The 15674-nt window shown below is 58.0% G+C and carries 10 protein-coding genes; 4 read left to right on the top strand and 6 right to left on the bottom strand.

Annotation, left to right across the window (positions count from 1 at the left end):
- Positions 1–25: 25 nt before the first annotated feature.
- Complete coding sequence (locus J3P79_RS18565) at positions 26–628, top strand: DsbA family protein (RefSeq protein WP_434611541.1); 603 nt, start codon at positions 26–28, stop codon at positions 626–628.
- The gene (locus J3P79_RS18560; RefSeq protein WP_434604907.1) at positions 558–2441 is read left to right on the top strand and encodes an ABC transporter ATP-binding protein; all 1884 of its coding nucleotides are present in this window, start codon (positions 558–560) and stop codon (positions 2439–2441) included. Before J3P79_RS18565 ends, J3P79_RS18560 begins: the two co-directional genes overlap by 71 nt.
- A 23-nt stretch (positions 2442–2464) precedes the next feature.
- Here J3P79_RS18560 and J3P79_RS18555 read toward each other — a convergent pair whose 3' ends face one another.
- Positions 2465–7072: a deaminase domain-containing protein gene (locus J3P79_RS18555; RefSeq protein ID WP_434604905.1), complete on the bottom strand. Its 4608-nt coding sequence runs from the start codon at positions 7070–7072 to the stop codon at positions 2465–2467.
- A gap of 291 nt (positions 7073–7363) precedes the next feature.
- On the opposite strand from J3P79_RS18555, the gene J3P79_RS18550 reads away from it, so the two are divergent.
- Positions 7364–9823, top strand: a complete 2460-nt coding sequence (locus tag J3P79_RS18550) for an EAL domain-containing protein (protein ID WP_434604903.1) — start codon at positions 7364–7366, stop codon at positions 9821–9823.
- Positions 9824–9869: 46 nt separating this feature from the next.
- The gene (locus tag J3P79_RS18545; protein WP_434604901.1) at positions 9870–10673 is read left to right on the top strand and encodes a TenA family transcriptional regulator; all 804 of its coding nucleotides are present in this window, start codon (positions 9870–9872) and stop codon (positions 10671–10673) included.
- A gap of 130 nt (positions 10674–10803) precedes the next feature.
- On the opposite strand, the gene J3P79_RS18540 is transcribed toward J3P79_RS18545, so the two are convergent.
- The 5 genes from J3P79_RS18540 to J3P79_RS18520 all read right to left on the bottom strand — a co-directional run bounded on the left by J3P79_RS18540 (position 10804) and on the right by J3P79_RS18520 (position 15669).
- Positions 10804–11730: a GGDEF domain-containing protein gene (locus tag J3P79_RS18540; protein WP_434604899.1), complete on the bottom strand. Its 927-nt coding sequence runs from the start codon at positions 11728–11730 to the stop codon at positions 10804–10806.
- 359 nt (positions 11731–12089) lie between these two features.
- Positions 12090–12830: a YciK family oxidoreductase gene (locus tag J3P79_RS18535; RefSeq protein ID WP_434604897.1), complete on the bottom strand. Its 741-nt coding sequence runs from the start codon at positions 12828–12830 to the stop codon at positions 12090–12092.
- Between the two features lie 72 nt (positions 12831–12902).
- Positions 12903–13574, bottom strand: coding sequence for an N-acetylmuramic acid 6-phosphate phosphatase MupP (gene mupP, locus J3P79_RS18530; protein ID WP_039588850.1), 672 nt, complete (start codon positions 13572–13574; stop codon positions 12903–12905).
- Positions 13575–13578: 4 nt separating this feature from the next.
- Positions 13579–14277: a bifunctional 2-polyprenyl-6-hydroxyphenol methylase/3-demethylubiquinol 3-O-methyltransferase UbiG gene (gene ubiG, locus J3P79_RS18525; protein ID WP_039588851.1), complete on the bottom strand. Its 699-nt coding sequence runs from the start codon at positions 14275–14277 to the stop codon at positions 13579–13581.
- Positions 14278–14337: 60 nt separating this feature from the next.
- Complete coding sequence (locus tag J3P79_RS18520; protein WP_434604894.1) at positions 14338–15669, bottom strand: TRZ/ATZ family hydrolase; 1332 nt, start codon at positions 15667–15669, stop codon at positions 14338–14340.
- Positions 15670–15674: the final 5 nt, after the last annotated feature.

Genomic DNA, 15674 nt, shown 5'->3' with positions numbered 1-15674 from the left:
GCGCCTGCTGTATGTGATGGACCCGATGTGTTCCTGGTGCTGGGGCTTCGCACCAGTGGCCGAGGCATTGGTCGAGCAGGCGCAGGCCGCGGGCGTGGAACTGCACCTGGTGGTGGGCGGCTTGCGCACCGGCAGCGGCTCGGCTCTGGAACCGACGACTCGGCGCTACATTCTCGAACACTGGCAGGCGGTCACCCAGGCCACCGGCCAGCCGTTCAAGCTCGACGGCGCGCTACCCGAGGGTTTCGTCTATGACACCGAGCCCGCTTGCCGGGCATTGGTGACAGCTCGCGGTCTGGCGCCGGATCTGGCCTGGAAACTGGTGAAGCTGATCCAGCAGGCTTTTTATGTAGAAGGTCGCGACGTGACTCGCGCCAGCGTCCTTGTGGAATTGGCTGAACAGGCCGGTCTGCCACGTATCGAGTTCGCCGCAGCATTCGATCGTGCCGACCAGCACGCTGCCACCGCTGCGGATTTCACCTGGGTGCAGGACCTTGGCATCGCGGGATTCCCGACGCTGCTGGCCGAACGTGACGGGCAATTGGCCTTGCTGACCAATGGCTACCAGCCCCTGGACCAGTTGTCGCCACTGCTGGGGCGCTGGCTGGAGCGGGCCACCTGTGCCTGATGACCTGCCCAACATCAGCGCATCGGCCCCGTCGCATATCGATCGGTTGAGCTGGGCAGAAATTCGTCGCCTGGCCCTCAAGCATAAAAAAGCCCTCTGGATTGCCAATGGTGTAGCCGTGCTGGCTACCTTGTGCAGCGTGCCCATCCCGCTGCTGCTGCCATTGCTGGTGGATGAAGTGCTTCTGGGCCACGGTGACGCGGCACTGAAGATCATGAATCACGCGCTGCCGACGGGCTGGCAAAGCGCTGCCGGCTACATCGGCCTGATGCTGTTGGTGACGCTGGGGCTGCGTTGCTGCGCGCTGTTGTTCAACGTCTTGCAGGCCAGATTGTTCGCCAGCCTCGCCAAGGACATCGTCTACCGCATCCGTATCCGGTTGATCGAACGCCTCAAGCGTATTTCCTTGGGAGAATACGAAAGCCTGGGCAGTGGCACCGTGACCACGCACCTGGTGACCGACCTGGACACCCTCGACAAGTTCGTCGGCGAAACCCTCAGCCGGTTCCTGGTGGCCATGCTGACGCTGGTGGGCACCGCGGGCATCCTGATGTGGATGCATTGGAAACTGGCGTTGCTGATCCTCTTGTTCAACCCCTTGGTGATCTACGCCACGGTGCAGTTGGGCAAGCGGGTCAAGCACCTCAAGAAACTGGAGAACGACAGCACCTCGCGTTTCACCCAGGCCCTGACCGAAACCCTGGATGCCATCCAGGAAGTGCGGGCCAGTAACCGCCAGGGGTTTTTCATCGGACGGTTGGGGATACGCGCGCGGGAAGTGCGTGACTATGCGGTGAATTCGCAATGGAAAACCGACGCCTCGAACCGTGCCAGTGGCCTGCTGTTCCAGTTCGGCATCGATATATTTCGCGCTGCGGCCATGCTCACTGTGTTGTTTTCCGACCTGTCTGTCGGCCAGATGCTCGCAGTGTTCAGCTACTTGTGGTTCATGATTGGGCCGGTCGAGCAATTGCTGAACCTGCAATATGCGTTTTACGCAGCGTCGGGCGCTTTGAATCGCATCAACGAACTGTTGGCCCGCGCTGATGAGCCTCAGTACGACGGCGCCGTCAACCCGTTCAAGGGCCGCGATACGGTGGGCATCGACATCCAGGGGCTCAGTTTCGGCTATGGCGAAGAGCGGGTCCTCGACCAGATGAACTTGTCCATCTCGCCGGGGGAGAAGGTCGCTATCGTGGGGGCCAGCGGCGGCGGCAAGAGCACCTTGATCCAATTGTTGTTGGGGCTCTACACCCCCCAGTCCGGCAGCATTCGGTTTGGGGGCGCCACGCAGCAGGAAATCGGCCTGGACACCATTCGCGAGAACGTCGCCGTGGTGCTCCAGCATCCGGCGCTGTTCAACGACACGGTGCGGGCCAACTTGACCATGGGCCGCGAACGCAGTGACGAGGCCTGTTGGCGGGCGCTGGAAATCGCCCAACTGCACAGCACGATCCGGGAGTTGCCCGACGGTCTGGACAGCGTCGTCGGGCGTTCCGGTGTGCGTTTATCGGGCGGGCAGCGCCAGCGTCTGGCTATTGCCAGGATGGTGTTGGCCGAACCCAAGGTGGTCATTCTCGATGAAGCCACCTCGGCATTGGATGCGGCCACCGAATACAATCTGCACCAGGCCTTGGCTCTTTTTCTCGACAACCGCACCACGTTGATCATCGCCCACCGGCTTTCAGCCGTGAAACAGGCTGATCGGGTATTGGTATTCGACGGTGGGCAAATCGCCGAGGATGGCGATCACCAACAGTTGATTGCCGAAGGTGGGTTGTACGCCAGGCTTTATGGCCATCTGCAGCATTGACGACGTTGTTTCAATCTTCTATTTCATGTGTTGATCTTCACGCCAGGTTGAGTGGAACGTTTTCCCCAAATAACCTCCAGTTTTTTGGCGATGTCATGTTCAAAGGCGTATTGCTTAACAATCACCGAGCAAGACTCGCAAGGAGGTAAAGCGGTAACGAGTGTGATCGACTCGATTTTATCTCTGTTTGGATGTCGTTCAGTGATATAGCGAATCAGTTTACTTTCACTGTCCGCTGAAGTTATGTGTGCCGCGGCATCGCCGGTACGAGGGATTGATAACAGATTTCCGGAGGCGCCTTGGCTGATGGAAGTTGCTGGGACTTGGATGTAGTTGTCGACATTGATATAGACGATCCCATCTTTATTGATGTTGGCTCCATACGTATCTTTGAATAACGGAAGTCGCTCCGTAAAATTACTCGTTCCGGAAACGCTTACGTAGACTTCGGTTTGTTTTGAGGTGGTGATGAGCTCGGCGAAGGCAATGTTCTTATCGCGGAAGCTTCGAGTTTCCTTCCTGACTTTTTTTATCGCTTCGTTGAGGTTTGTCGGGCTGCCAAAGATGACATTTAACGTTTCGTTTATTTTATTTTTTGTCTCTCGTGAAGACTTTCCGATAGCCTTCCATGTCTGCACGTCGCCCCCTTTATATTGAGTGACAAGCGCTCTGGTTTCTCGGTCAAACAGCAAGGCCTCGGCGGGACTGGTGTCGACCTTTACCCACTTCATATTGGTCGGAGGAATAGCCGGTGCGCCCATCAATGCCGCCGTTTCTTTGAGTTGCTCCAGAACGTCTTGCATCTCCCCGGTTCCGTGTATCCGTGCCATGTAGTTGGCTTCGTAGGAACCTAGATAAACCCGTTTAAGTTCCGCTCCGAGCGTGCCGTCAGACAGTTCCGCCGGTTCCAGCTTATTCAAGGTCAGGGCAGGGGGGAGTGCACCGCTGGGGGGGATTTTAGCTAGGTAATATTGCTCATCGTTGAGTGCCGTAAAGACATACCTCGCATCTTCTTTAAGCGAGTCTAAAATGATGGCGCCGGTCTGATGGAAGTCGTCAATGTTTGACGCGCTTCCGGTAACCAGGATGCCTGCAAATATCCCGGTTTGGCATTCTATGTTTGCAGTTATTTCTTTTTTAGGGATGGGCGAACCTGGCTGAAGGCCAATATCCTGCAAGGTCCCTTCAAACAAGACGGACTTACCGCCCTTCATTATGTAGATTTCCCCCCTGTGAGCGCTCAGTGCTGAATCCTGGGCTGCGGATGGATAAACAACCGTGTCGCAAAACCACGGAGCCCACGCTTTCTCTGTAGAGAATGTGCCATTGGGCGGGCGCTGTATCTGGTCGTAGCCGTCCAGGACCGAGTAACCCAGGTGGCAAACTTCGTCCAAGGCGCGGCGCCGGCGGCCACGGCAGGATATCTTCTTGAGTCTGCTCGCGTGATAACCGCGACGCAGGGTATTGCCGTCCAGTCGATAGGGGACGTCATCCAAATAAAAAGTCCGATTGGCATCGAGCCCCATGACTTCGCGCACCCGGGTGTGTCGAGGCAGCTCGACGACGACATGGGTATCGGTTAGATATGTTGTAGCGTAGTGGGATCGTCCCAACGCCAGTCCTGATGATTCCTCGCTCAATGCAGGTCCGTAGGGCTTGGACGACTGGGGATCGATCAAACGATACTCGGCTTTGCCCCCGGAAAAGATCTTGCGCACTGGGACATCATCAGTACCGTAGACGATGGCCAGTTGATCTTCTGCCGACAAAGCGCGCCAGTGGCCTGGTTCGGTGGTCTGAGGCACGCCTTGCAGAAAGTCGTATCGTCCTGCTCGACCGCTTAATGTCTTGAGGCTCAGATAACCTTTTTTACTGAGTCTGAACAAACTCAGGCCGCCGGCCTTGAGCAACGATGGAATACCATCAATCGGATTCAGGGTGGCATTGAGGAGCGCGCCTGTTTTTTTTGCAAGTAAAGGCAGTTTTTTAGTGAAGCTAAGTTTTCCCTCTGCTCTGATTATCTTCATGGAGCCGGACGCAAATTTTCCAAGGGGCAATGCGAAGGTTGCGAGGTCGATGGCTAAACCCAACAAGCCCTCATTTACCTTTTTTCTTTTACCTGAGCTCAGGTTTTCTACGCTATCCCAGAATGGAATGAACGATTTTATTGAGCTTGTTACCGTGTCGAAATTCGCCTTCTGGCGGTCAAATTCGGTGTGACCGTAACAGGTGCGGCGCAACGCTGTTTCATCAATAAAAAGGAAACGTTCGGCAATGTGATTGGCAATTGACTGGATGGATTCTGACTCCAAGGTGGCAGGAACAATGTGGGGGAGATCACTGTTTATTAACCTGCCCAATGTGCCGCCAATTTGGGCGATGATAGCTTGGCACTGCATATTTTCTTCAGGAACTGTTCCGTTGGTGTGAGCATTCCAATCAAAAGGCAGGGTGATGTTTTTGTCTTGGAACGAAACAGGAACGCCGAGATGGAGTTGCTCGGCAGGGTTCGTTTGTAATCCAAGCGTGGGAATGACGCCGACTTGGTTCGGCGCGATATCCAGTCGAGGACGAATGACGCCCGCTCGCGGCAGGAGTTCGTAGTATCGTGCCTTGCCGTCGTGAATTGCCTCTAAAATAAAACCACCGCGGGTGCGGAGGGGGGACGTTTCTTCTTCGACCCCAATCATGCCGCCTATATTGCCGGTTGCTTTTCTGAGGCTGTATAGCTTGATCGTTCCGTATTCCAACGCCCGTCGATCAATCAAGGGCAGTGACGCGAGTTGATGGATGATCAAAGTCCGGTAGGCGCTGCGGATCAGTTTGATGTAGGCCTTGAATTGTACGTCGAATGTGTCTTCTATATTGGGTAGCGTTATTCTCTTTCGTTTGGTAGATCCACGCTTTAGGAGATTAGTATCTAATGTGCCTTCTTCGGATAAGGTCAGCCAAGCCAGGGTGTTTGGCTGGGTGATGTACCATTTTGCTTTGCTTAATTCGCCAGAGGCATACACATCGACAAGCGAATAGTGGGAGTGGACTTGCGGAAGGCTTATCGCTGTCTGAGGTACGGTGCGGGAAAGGGAGGTCTCTCTCTCCAACTTCCATTCCTGCGTCAAGAAATCGGTACGCGGGAATAACCTTGTCAGTTCACGTGTTGCGATCTTTAGTCTTTCGGGCGGCTTTTTGTCGAGGTCGATGATGGTGCTACTCAACTCGGTCATGGCCTCATCGAGTTTTTGCATGGCCCTTTCGATGGCCTGTACCGAGTAGTTTGCATCGGTACGTTCAGGAACGAACCCATTGGTGACCGCCCACGCCAGCGCGGGTTGGACTCGCGTGAGTGAAACAAGGTTAAGGTCTTCGGCGGTGCCTTCATCAATGTATTTGGCCGGTAGGTCCATCAGTTGCTGGCCGCTCAATCGTTGCAACAGCGTTGGATCGACAGCATTGGCAAGCTGGACGCCATGGATGAAGTTGACCCAAACAATCGAGCTTCGGTAGGGCAGTCCCGAGGGAATATCGGGGATCTGAAAATCCAGGGGGAACGATGACCGGTACAAACAGGCCAGCAGGATGGATTCATTTACCGAGCAAGCGAGTTTCGAGGCAAGCAGGTGTGACTCAAACGCCAGCCATATCGCCTCGTAACTCTTGCCCCAATTGGAGGGGGCCTGCCATTGATAGCCAGCGATAGCACCCTCTTGCTGGTTTTTCCCCGCCCGCAACCAAAGATCAATGGCTTTGACCAGCAATTTGATTCGTATGCTTGGCGCGCTGTCTTCGCCGTGATTACCTCCGTACCATTTCAGCGCTCGCAACAGAGCATCCGTTAAGGCTTGCGCCTCTTCCGAGGCCAGGATTTTTTCAAGATAAAACGATGGCTTCGCTCGTAGGTCCCGGGTCGTCAGGCTACCGATGTCAATCGGGCTCAGGTGAGTCAGTAACGATGTGCGAAGTTGGGGGAGACGTTCACGCATCGTTTCCATAATCAAATCTTCGACGGACCTGCTCCCAGCGTCGGCGCCGTGACCCAGTTCGTCGACACGAATCGCGTACCCCAGTCCCAATGAATGACGGGCGCGCTTTTCTTCCAATACCTGGACCGCGGCTTCGCATTCTTTATCATCCAGCGGATCGGGGAGCTTGATCCCGTAAAACCAGGCCATTCTTGCGAACGTAACCTCGCCATGCTGGCGAATCTGCCCCCCCAGTTTTCGAGCGGCTTTTTCAATATCGGGAAGCCATCCGTCCCATACGGGATTGCTGCCAAGTGGAATTTGAATGGCTACTTCGCTGTGCGTATGAAGTGTTTCGTAGATGGCGCGTCCGTCTTTCCAGGTGACAGTCAGTGGGTGGTGAGAAGCGCCCAGGGATCTGCACAGGTCTCGGTAGTCTTGATGTTGGACCAGTGCCTGTAGAGGACGCTGGCCGGCTTCGTCCTCCATATACATGGGCGAACACCGCTTTGGTTTGACCAGCGTATTGGCAAGCTCCTCGGGGGCGGTGTTTCGGATCAGCAGGAGCAAAGAGTCGTAGTCGCCCAACAAACCTTGGTGTTGCTCATCAGGTGATGGGGCTGGGCTTAGTGACGCGGCAGTTAGAGGGTCGGGCGTAAGCAGTGATGACATATGCATAGTTCTCGGTGGTCAATACGGGCCCCCGCCAGCGCGATAATTCGCAATGACAGGAGGTCGTATCAAAGCACTCCGAAAAAGATCGTCGTGGTACATATGTATATCGCTTCAAAAATATGGGAACGCGAGTGTCTAACCCGATGTTCATCCTCCTTCTGCGCCAGCCGCGCGGGATAGAGGGTGTCAAATAAATGTACAGCCTCTTGCGGGGAGCTGCTGCGCCTCCTAGTCTTGCAAGGATGATTGGCGTCATTGCTGATCGCAGCCACCTGTGCAAGGGACCTCATGAAGCAAGCGCGGACTCTCGGAACCCCTCGGTTGTTGGGCATCGTCTGGCCTTTTATTGCGGTCGTCCTGTTTCAAGCTCTGTTGGGGGGTGTCAGCCTTTACGTTTTGTCCGCAGTTCGCGGTTATGTGGCAGGGGAAAGCCTTTGGTCCAAGGGCCAGAAAGACGCTATTTATTACCTCAACCTTTACGCCGACAGTCGTGACGAAACGATTTTCCACAAATACCAGCAAGCGATCGCCGTGCCCGAAGGTGGCCATGAGTTGCGGGTAGCGCTGGACCGCGAGCCGCCTGATCTCGATGCCGCGCGAGCGGGGATTCTCAAGGGTGGCAACCACCCCGACGACGTAGCCAGCGTCATCTGGCTTTACCTCAATTTCCGTCATTTCAGCTATCTGGAGGAAGCCATCGATCTCTGGACGGTGGGGGACGGCTATCTGATAGAACTGGACAATGTCGCCCGGCAGATGCACGCCAGCATCAGCACCGGCCAGGCATCGGAAACGGATATTCGCGGCTGGAAGGGACAGATTTTCGCCATCAACGATTCCGTCACCCCAGCCGCGAAGGCGTTCAGCGATGCCCTGGGCGAGGGGTCGCGGTTTATCCTGCGCCTGTTGCTCGTGACCAATTTCGCCACCGCCCTGGGGCTGATTGTCCTGGCGCTGTTGCGCACTCATAAGCTGCTGGCCCAGCGACAGGTCTTCGCCAATGCGCTGCAGTTGGAAAAGGAGCGGGCGCAAATCACCTTGCAGTCGATCGGCGACGGCGTGATCACCACGGATGTCGAAGGCGCCATTGCCTACATGAACCCCGCAGCCGAAGCGATGACGCACTGGAAAGCCGAGCACGCCACGGGGCTGCCCCTGGCGGCGCTATTCAATCTACTCGATGACAATGCCCAGGCCGAAGGATTGACCTTGATCGAGCACATCCTCAGCGGGCGGCTTGGCGGAGGCAGTGAACATTCCAAGCTGATCCAGAGGCTGGACGGCAGTACCGTGTCGGTCACGCTGGTCGGCGCACCGATCCGCCACGCGGGCAAGGTCAGCGGTGCCGTGTTGGTACTGCACGATATGACCCAGGAACGCCAATACATTGCCAACCTTTCCTGGCAGGCTACCCACGATGCCTTGACCGGCCTGGCGAACCGCCGCGAATTCGAATACCGACTCGAACAGGCGCTGCATAACCTGACGCGCCAAGTTGGCCGCCACGCCCTGATGTTTCTTGACCTGGACCAATTCAAGCTGGTCAACGATACCTGTGGTCACGCCGCGGGGGACGAATTGCTGCGGCATATTTGCGCGTTGTTGCAATCGGGGCTGCGGGAAAACGACACATTGGCGCGCTTGGGCGGCGATGAGTTCGGCATCTTGTTGGAAAACTGCTCGCCAGAGGCGGCGGAGAAAATTGCCGAAGGTCTGCGCCAGACCGTACAGAACCTGCATTTCGTCTGGAAAGGCCGGCCATTCGTGACCACCGTGAGCATTGGCCTCGTGCACATTGCCCAGAGCCCGACCACGCTGGAGGCGTCCCTGCGCGCGGCCGACATGGCGTGCTACATGGCCAAGGAAAAGGGGCGCAACCGGGTCCAGGTCTACCATGCCGACGATTCGGAACTGTCCCTGCGCTTCGGCGAGATGGCGTGGGTCCAGCGCTTGCATATGGCCTTGGAGGAAAACCGCTTCTGTCTCTATGCCCAGGAAATCGCGGCATTGGGGCCAGGTAACCACGGCGGCGGTCACATTGAGATCCTGTTGCGCCTGCATGACGAGGCGGGTCGGATGATCCTGCCGGACAGTTTCATTCCGGCGGCGGAACGCTACGGCCTGATGACGTCGCTGGACCGTTGGGTGGTGGAGAATGTCTTCAAGATCATTCGCCAATGCCTGAACGAATCAAGACAGGGTCCGCTGGCAATGTGTGCGATCAATCTGTCAGGCACGACTATAGGAGATCAGGCATTCCTCGACTTCCTGCGTAAACAGTTCGCGGCTTACGCCATCCCGCCAGAAATGATTTGTTTTGAAATTACCGAAACCAGCGCAATTTCCAATTTGGGCAGTGCGATCCGCTTTATCAATGAACTCAAAGGCTTGGGTTGTTATTTTTCCCTGGACGACTTTTGTGCCGGAATGTCTTCGTTCGCTTACCTGAAACATTTACCTGTAGACTTCTTGAAGATCGATGGGAGTTTCGTAAAGGATATGCTGGACGACCCGATTAACCGGGCAATGGTCGAAGTGATCAATCATATCGGCCACGTCATGGGTAAGCGCACGATTGCCGAGTTTGTAGAAACGGCGCAGATCGAACAAGCCTTGCTGGAGATTGGCGTGGATTACGCTCAGGGGTATGTTATCGAGCGTCCGCAGATGTTTACTTGTGACACATTGCAATGCAGGCCGGCCAGGCCTCAGCCGCTGTTATTCAAGGCCCCCGGCACGTTCCGCTGAAACTCTTGTTGGTCCGCAGAAAATCACAATCAAAAGGAGCCCGACAGTGATCGAGACATTCAACCGAACAGGCCCGCTCATGGACGCTGACAGCTATCCGAAATGGGCACAACAGCTCATTGCCGATTGCAGCGAGAGCAAGCGCCGGGTTGTCGAACACGAGCTGTATCAACGCATGCGTGACAACAAGCTCAGCGCCAAGACCATGCGCCACTACCTCATTGGTGGTTGGCCGGTCGTTGAACAGTTCGCTTTATACATGGCACAGAATCTGACCAAGACCCGTTTTGCCCGCCATCCCGGCGAGGACATGGCGCGTCGCTGGTTGATGCGCAACATTCGTGTCGAACTCAATCATGCCGACTACTGGGTGAACTGGAGTGCGGCCCATGGCGTGACACTCGAGGACCTGCAAGCACAGCAAGTGCCTCCCGAGCTGCATGCCCTGAGCCATTGGTGTTGGCACACCAGCTCGGCGGACTCGCTGATCGTGGCGATCGCCGCGACCAACTACGCCATCGAGGGTGCGACCGGGGAGTGGTCGGCGCTGGTTTGTTCCAATGGCGTCTATGCGTCGGCGTTCGCCGAGGAAGACCGCAAGCGGGCCATGAAATGGCTGAAGATGCATGCCCAGTATGACGATGCCCATCCTTGGGAAGCGCTGGAAATCATCTGCACGCTGGCAGGCATGAATCCGAGCAAGGCATTGCAGGTGGAACTGCGCCAGGCCGTGTGCAAAAGCTATGACTACATGTACTTGTTCCTGGAGCGATGCATGCAGCTGGAGCATTCGGGCGTTGTTGAAAAACCGGCTGCTGCCCGTGAGCGTCTGGCACTGGCTGGGAGCTGATCCTCGATAGCTTGACCCAGTGTGGGAGCAGGCTCGCTACCACACTGGTTTTGTGGTGACCTGAAGTTTCCTGGAGCCGCCAATCCCTTGTGGGAGTGAGCCGGCTCGCGAAGGCGGTGTATCGGCTTTCTCAGCCCGCCATCGTCAACCGATTCCTGCCCTCTCGTTTGGCTACGTACAACGCGCTGTCGGCCCGGCGCAGCAGGCTTTCAGCGGATTCACCGGGTAACAGCGTCGCGCATCCGAGGCTGACGGTCAGTTCGATCCTCGTTCCACCGGCGAAATAATCCTGGGTCTGGGCGGCATAACGCAGCCGTTCACCGACCATGGCCGCGGCGTCCCGGCTGGTGTTGGCCAGCAGAATCAGAAACTCTTCGCCGCCGAATCGGAACACCATGTCCACGTTGCGCAGCTGGCTCTTGATCGAGTCGGCCACCGCCTTGAGCACTTCGTCACCGACGCCATGCCCATGGCTGTCGTTGATTCGCTTGAAATGGTCGATGTCCAGCATCAACAGCGAAAGCGGCTGCATGTGACGCCGGGCCATGTCGATCTCGCGCTCCAGCGTCTGGTCCATGGCGATGCGGTTGCCGGTGCCAGTCAGTGGATCGCGCAGGGCGGTTTGTGTGGCTGCGCGGTAGAGCAAGGCGTTACGCAGCGGGAAGAACAGCGCGGACAGTATCGACTCGAGATCGCTCTGTTCCGAGTCGGTGAAGCGCTGGTTGCGGCGGAACACCAGCTCGCCCAGATGCTCGCCCTCATGGCTCAGGTTATAGCTGAGGTTGTGATGCCCGCGTTGGCCGAACTCCAGGCGCAGGTCGCTGGGTTTGTGCTGGTAAGCCAGCGCGTCCAAGGGCACCAGCCGTTGCACTTCGCGGAAGAACAGGCCGAGGATCCGTTGCGGCTCCAGGCTGGTCTGCAACTGTTGGCTCAGCTGCTGGCGCAACTGGGACAGGCTGACAGGCCGCGCCACGCGCGGCGACGGCTGGGCAAGACCCAGGCGCTGCAACTTGGCGCTGTCAAAGTCGATCGCGTTGGTCTGTGTGGGCGTTTTCATATGGCGTGAGCCCCTGAACTTAATCGATCCTGACCGGCGGGGTGAAGCGGCTCTGGGCTACGCGTCGTACTGATCCATCAGTCCCGAAGGACACTGAGTTGAGTTTAGTCCGCTTTAAATGGCAGGCATGAAACCCATCGCAATGTTCACTACTCGCCGGACACGGCGTGTTTGAAAGGTTTAGAGCGAAAGTCGTGCCATTCAGTTCACCTTGAAAAAAACAGACGTTGAATCAAGGAGTTGGGTGCGAAAGATCGCCCTTATGTGGGCAAGGTGCGGCAGAGGCTTGGCGTTTCGCCTGGGTGCCGTATCAGGAAGGGGGGCGTCGCGACGGTAAACCGCCGCGACGCGGATGGCCGTTATTGCGCGTTGAATGCCTGGCCATTGACGCCTTGGCTGTCCGGTCCCATGAGGTACAGGTAGACCGGCATGATTTCTTCAGGCGTCGGGTTGTTGAGCGGGTTTTCCCCCGGGTAGGCCTGGGCCCGCATGCTGGTGCGGGTGGCGCCGGGATTGATGCTGTTGGAGCGCACGGGTGCAACGGTGTCGACCTCGTCGGCCAGGGTCTGCATCAGCCCCTCGGTGGCGAACTTGGACACGCCATAAGCGCCCCAGTACGCCCGACCCTTGCGTCCGACACTGCTGGAGGTGAACACCACCGAGGCATCCTTGGATAACTTGAGCAGCGGCAACAGCGTGCTGGTGAGCATGAACATGGCGTTGACGTTCACTTGCATCACGCGCATGAAGTTCTCGCCGGATAGCTGTTCCAGCGGTGTGCGCGGGCCGATGATCGAGGCGTTGTGGAGCAGTCCGTCGAGGTGGCCGAATTCGGTCTCGATCATGGCGGCCAGCTCATCGTATTGATGGGGCAGGGCGGTTTCGAGGTTGAACGGGATCACAGCCGGCTGCGGATGCCCGGCCGCTTCGATTTCGTCGTAGACCTGGGTCAGGTTGGCCTCGGTCTTGCCCAGCAACAACACGGTGGCGCCGTGGGCAGCGTAAGTCTTGGCGGCAGCGGCGCCGATACCACGGCCGGCACCGGTGACCAGGATGACACGGCCTTCGAGCAGGTCGGGGCGGGCGGAATAATCAAACATAAGAACCTCAACAAATAAGCGGCACGGTACTGTGCGGGAGCAAGCTCCCTCGCCACAAAAGCGGTACTCAGATCAGCAACTGCACAGCGCGTTATCCAGCACTTCACGCAGGGCCAGCGGGTGGTCGATCACCACATCCGCGCCCCAGTGCTTGGGGTTGTCGTCCGGGTGGATATAGCCGTAGGTGACCGCACAGGTCTTGGTGCCGGCGCTGCGGCCGGACTCGATGTCACGCAGGTCATCGCCAACGAACAACACGCTGGCGGGATCCAGGTCGAGCATCTTGCAGGCCAGGATCAAAGGCTCGGGGTCAGGCTTGCTGTTTTTCACGTGATCGGGGCAGATCAACACTTTCGAACGCTCGGCCAGGCCCAGCTGCTGCATGATCGGCTCGGCAAAACGTACCGGCTTGTTGGTGACCACGCCCCAGATCAGGTTGGCCGCCTCGATGTCGGCCAGCACCTGGGCCATGCCGTCGAACAGATGGCTGTGGACCGCGCACCCCTTGAGATAGCGGTCGAGGAATTCCTGGCGCAGTTCTTCGAAACCCGGTGATTCGGGATCCATCGAGAACGTCACCGCGACCATCGCCCGGGCTCCCCCGGAAATTTCGTCACGGATGTGCTGGGTATTCATCGGCGGCAAGCCACGGTCGGCACGCATGGCCTGGCAGATGGCGATGAAGTCTGGCGCGGTGTCGAGCAGCGTGCCATCCATGTCGAAGAGAACCGCTTTGAGACGCATCGACTTATTCCTCGCGCAGGGTCTGGATCATGTAGTTGACGTCAACGTCGGCGGCCAATTTGTAGTGCTTGGTCAGCGGGTTGTAGGTCAGGCCGATGATGTCCTTGACGGTCAGCCCGGCCATGCGGCTCCAGGCACCCAGTTCGGAAGGACGGATGAATTTCTTGAAGTCATGGGTGCCGCGTGGCAGCAGCTTCATGATGTACTCGGCGCCGATGATGGCGAACAGGTACGCCTTCGGGTTGCGGTTGATGGTGGAAAAAAACACCTGGCCGCCGGGCTTGACCATCTGGAAGCAGGCGCGGATTACCGAGGAAGGGTCTGGCACGTGTTCGAGCATTTCCAGGCAGGTGACCACGTCGAACTGACCGGGCATTTCCTCGGCCAGGGCTTCGGCGGTGATCTGCCGATATTCCACGCTGACACCGGACTCCAGTTGATGCAATTGCGCGACCGCCAGCGGCGCCTCGCCCATGTCGATGCCCATGACCGTGGCGCCGCGCAAGGCCATGGCTTCGCTGAGGATGCCGCCGCCACAGCCGACATCGAGGACTTTCTTTCCGGCCAGGCTGACGCGTTCGTCAATCCAGTTGACCCGCAGCGGGTTGATGTCGTGCAGCGGTTTGAATTCGCTCTCGCGGTCCCACCAGCGATGGGCCAGGGCTTCGAACTTGGCAATTTCAGCGTGGTCGACGTTGCTCATGTGCAGATCCTCGAAAAACTTGAAAAATCAGTGACCCCGAGCCGTGGCTCAAGGGGCGTGCTATTCGTTCTGGCCACTCACCCGGCGGCCCCAGGCCTGGGCCGTGGCGGTCAGTTGCGACTCGTCCATGCGAGTCAGGCGACCGTCCTCCAGCAACTGTTTGCCGGCCACCCACAAATGTTTGACGCAATGCCGGCCCGTGGCGTAGATCAACTGCGAAACCGGGTCGTAGATCGGTTGTTGCGCCAGCCCTGACAGATCGAAGGCCACCAGGTCGGCGGCCTTGCCGACTTCCAGCGAACCGACTGTCGCTTCGATGCCCAGTGCCCGGGCACCGTTGAGCGTGGCCATGCGCAGGGCCCGATGGGCATCCAGCGCGGTGGCCGAACCGGCGACGGCCTTTGCCAGCAGCGCGGCGGTGCGCGTTTCCCCGAGCAGGTCCAAGTCGTTGTTGCTTGCCGCGCCGTCGGTGCCGACTGCGACGTTGACGCCGGCCTGCCAGAGGCGCTCCACCGGGCAGAAACCGCTCGCCAGTTTCAGATTCGATTCCGGGCAATGGATCACGCTGCAGTTGTGTTCTACCAGCAGGGCCTGGTCCTCGTCGCTGACCTGAGTCATGTGCACCGCCTGGAAACGCGGCCCCAGCAAGCCAAGTCGCGCCAGTCGGGCCATTGGCCGCTCGCCGGTGTTGTCCACAGCCTGCTGCACTTCGAAGGCGGTTTCGTGAACATGCATGTGAATGGCCGCGTCCAGCTCCTCGGCGATCACGCGGATTTTCTCCAGGTTTTCATCGCCCACGGTATACGGCGCGTGGGGGCCGAATGCGACTTTGATCCGCGGATGATGCTTGAGGTCGCCAAACAGCTCGATGCCCTGACGAATGGCCTCGTCGGCGCTGGCGGCACCGGGTATCGGAAAGTCGAGGATAGGGATGGCGATTTGCGCGCGGATGCCGCTGTTATGGACGCGGTCGCTGGCAACCTTGGGATAGAAGTACATGTCGGAGAAACAGGTGATGCCGCCCTGGATCTGTTCGGCGATCGCCAGGTCGGTGCCGTCGCGGACGAAATCTTCATCGACCCATCTGCCCTCGGCGGGCCAGATGTGCTGTTCAAGCCAGGTCATCAGCGGCAAATCGTCCGCCAGGCCACGGAACAGTGTCATCGCCGCATGGCCATGGGCGTTGATCAGGCCGGGGCTGAGCAGCATGCCAGGCAGTTCGCGGACTTCTGTGGCGTCGCACTTCATGGCTTCGGCCCGTGGTCCGATGAACACGATGCAGCCGTCGCGGATGCCCAAACCATGATCCTTGAGCACGACACCGGCGGGTTCGACAGGCACCAACCAGGTCGGCAGCAATAATAAGTCGAGCGCAACGGCAGGCTTGGGCATCGTGG

Origin of the sequence: Pseudomonas sp. R1-7, assembly GCF_051132105.1 — a bacterium.
Lineage (GTDB): Bacteria > Pseudomonadota > Gammaproteobacteria > Pseudomonadales > Pseudomonadaceae > Aquipseudomonas.
The sequence above is the reverse complement of the archived record's forward strand: the minus strand, read 5'-3'. Positions and strand labels throughout refer to the sequence as shown.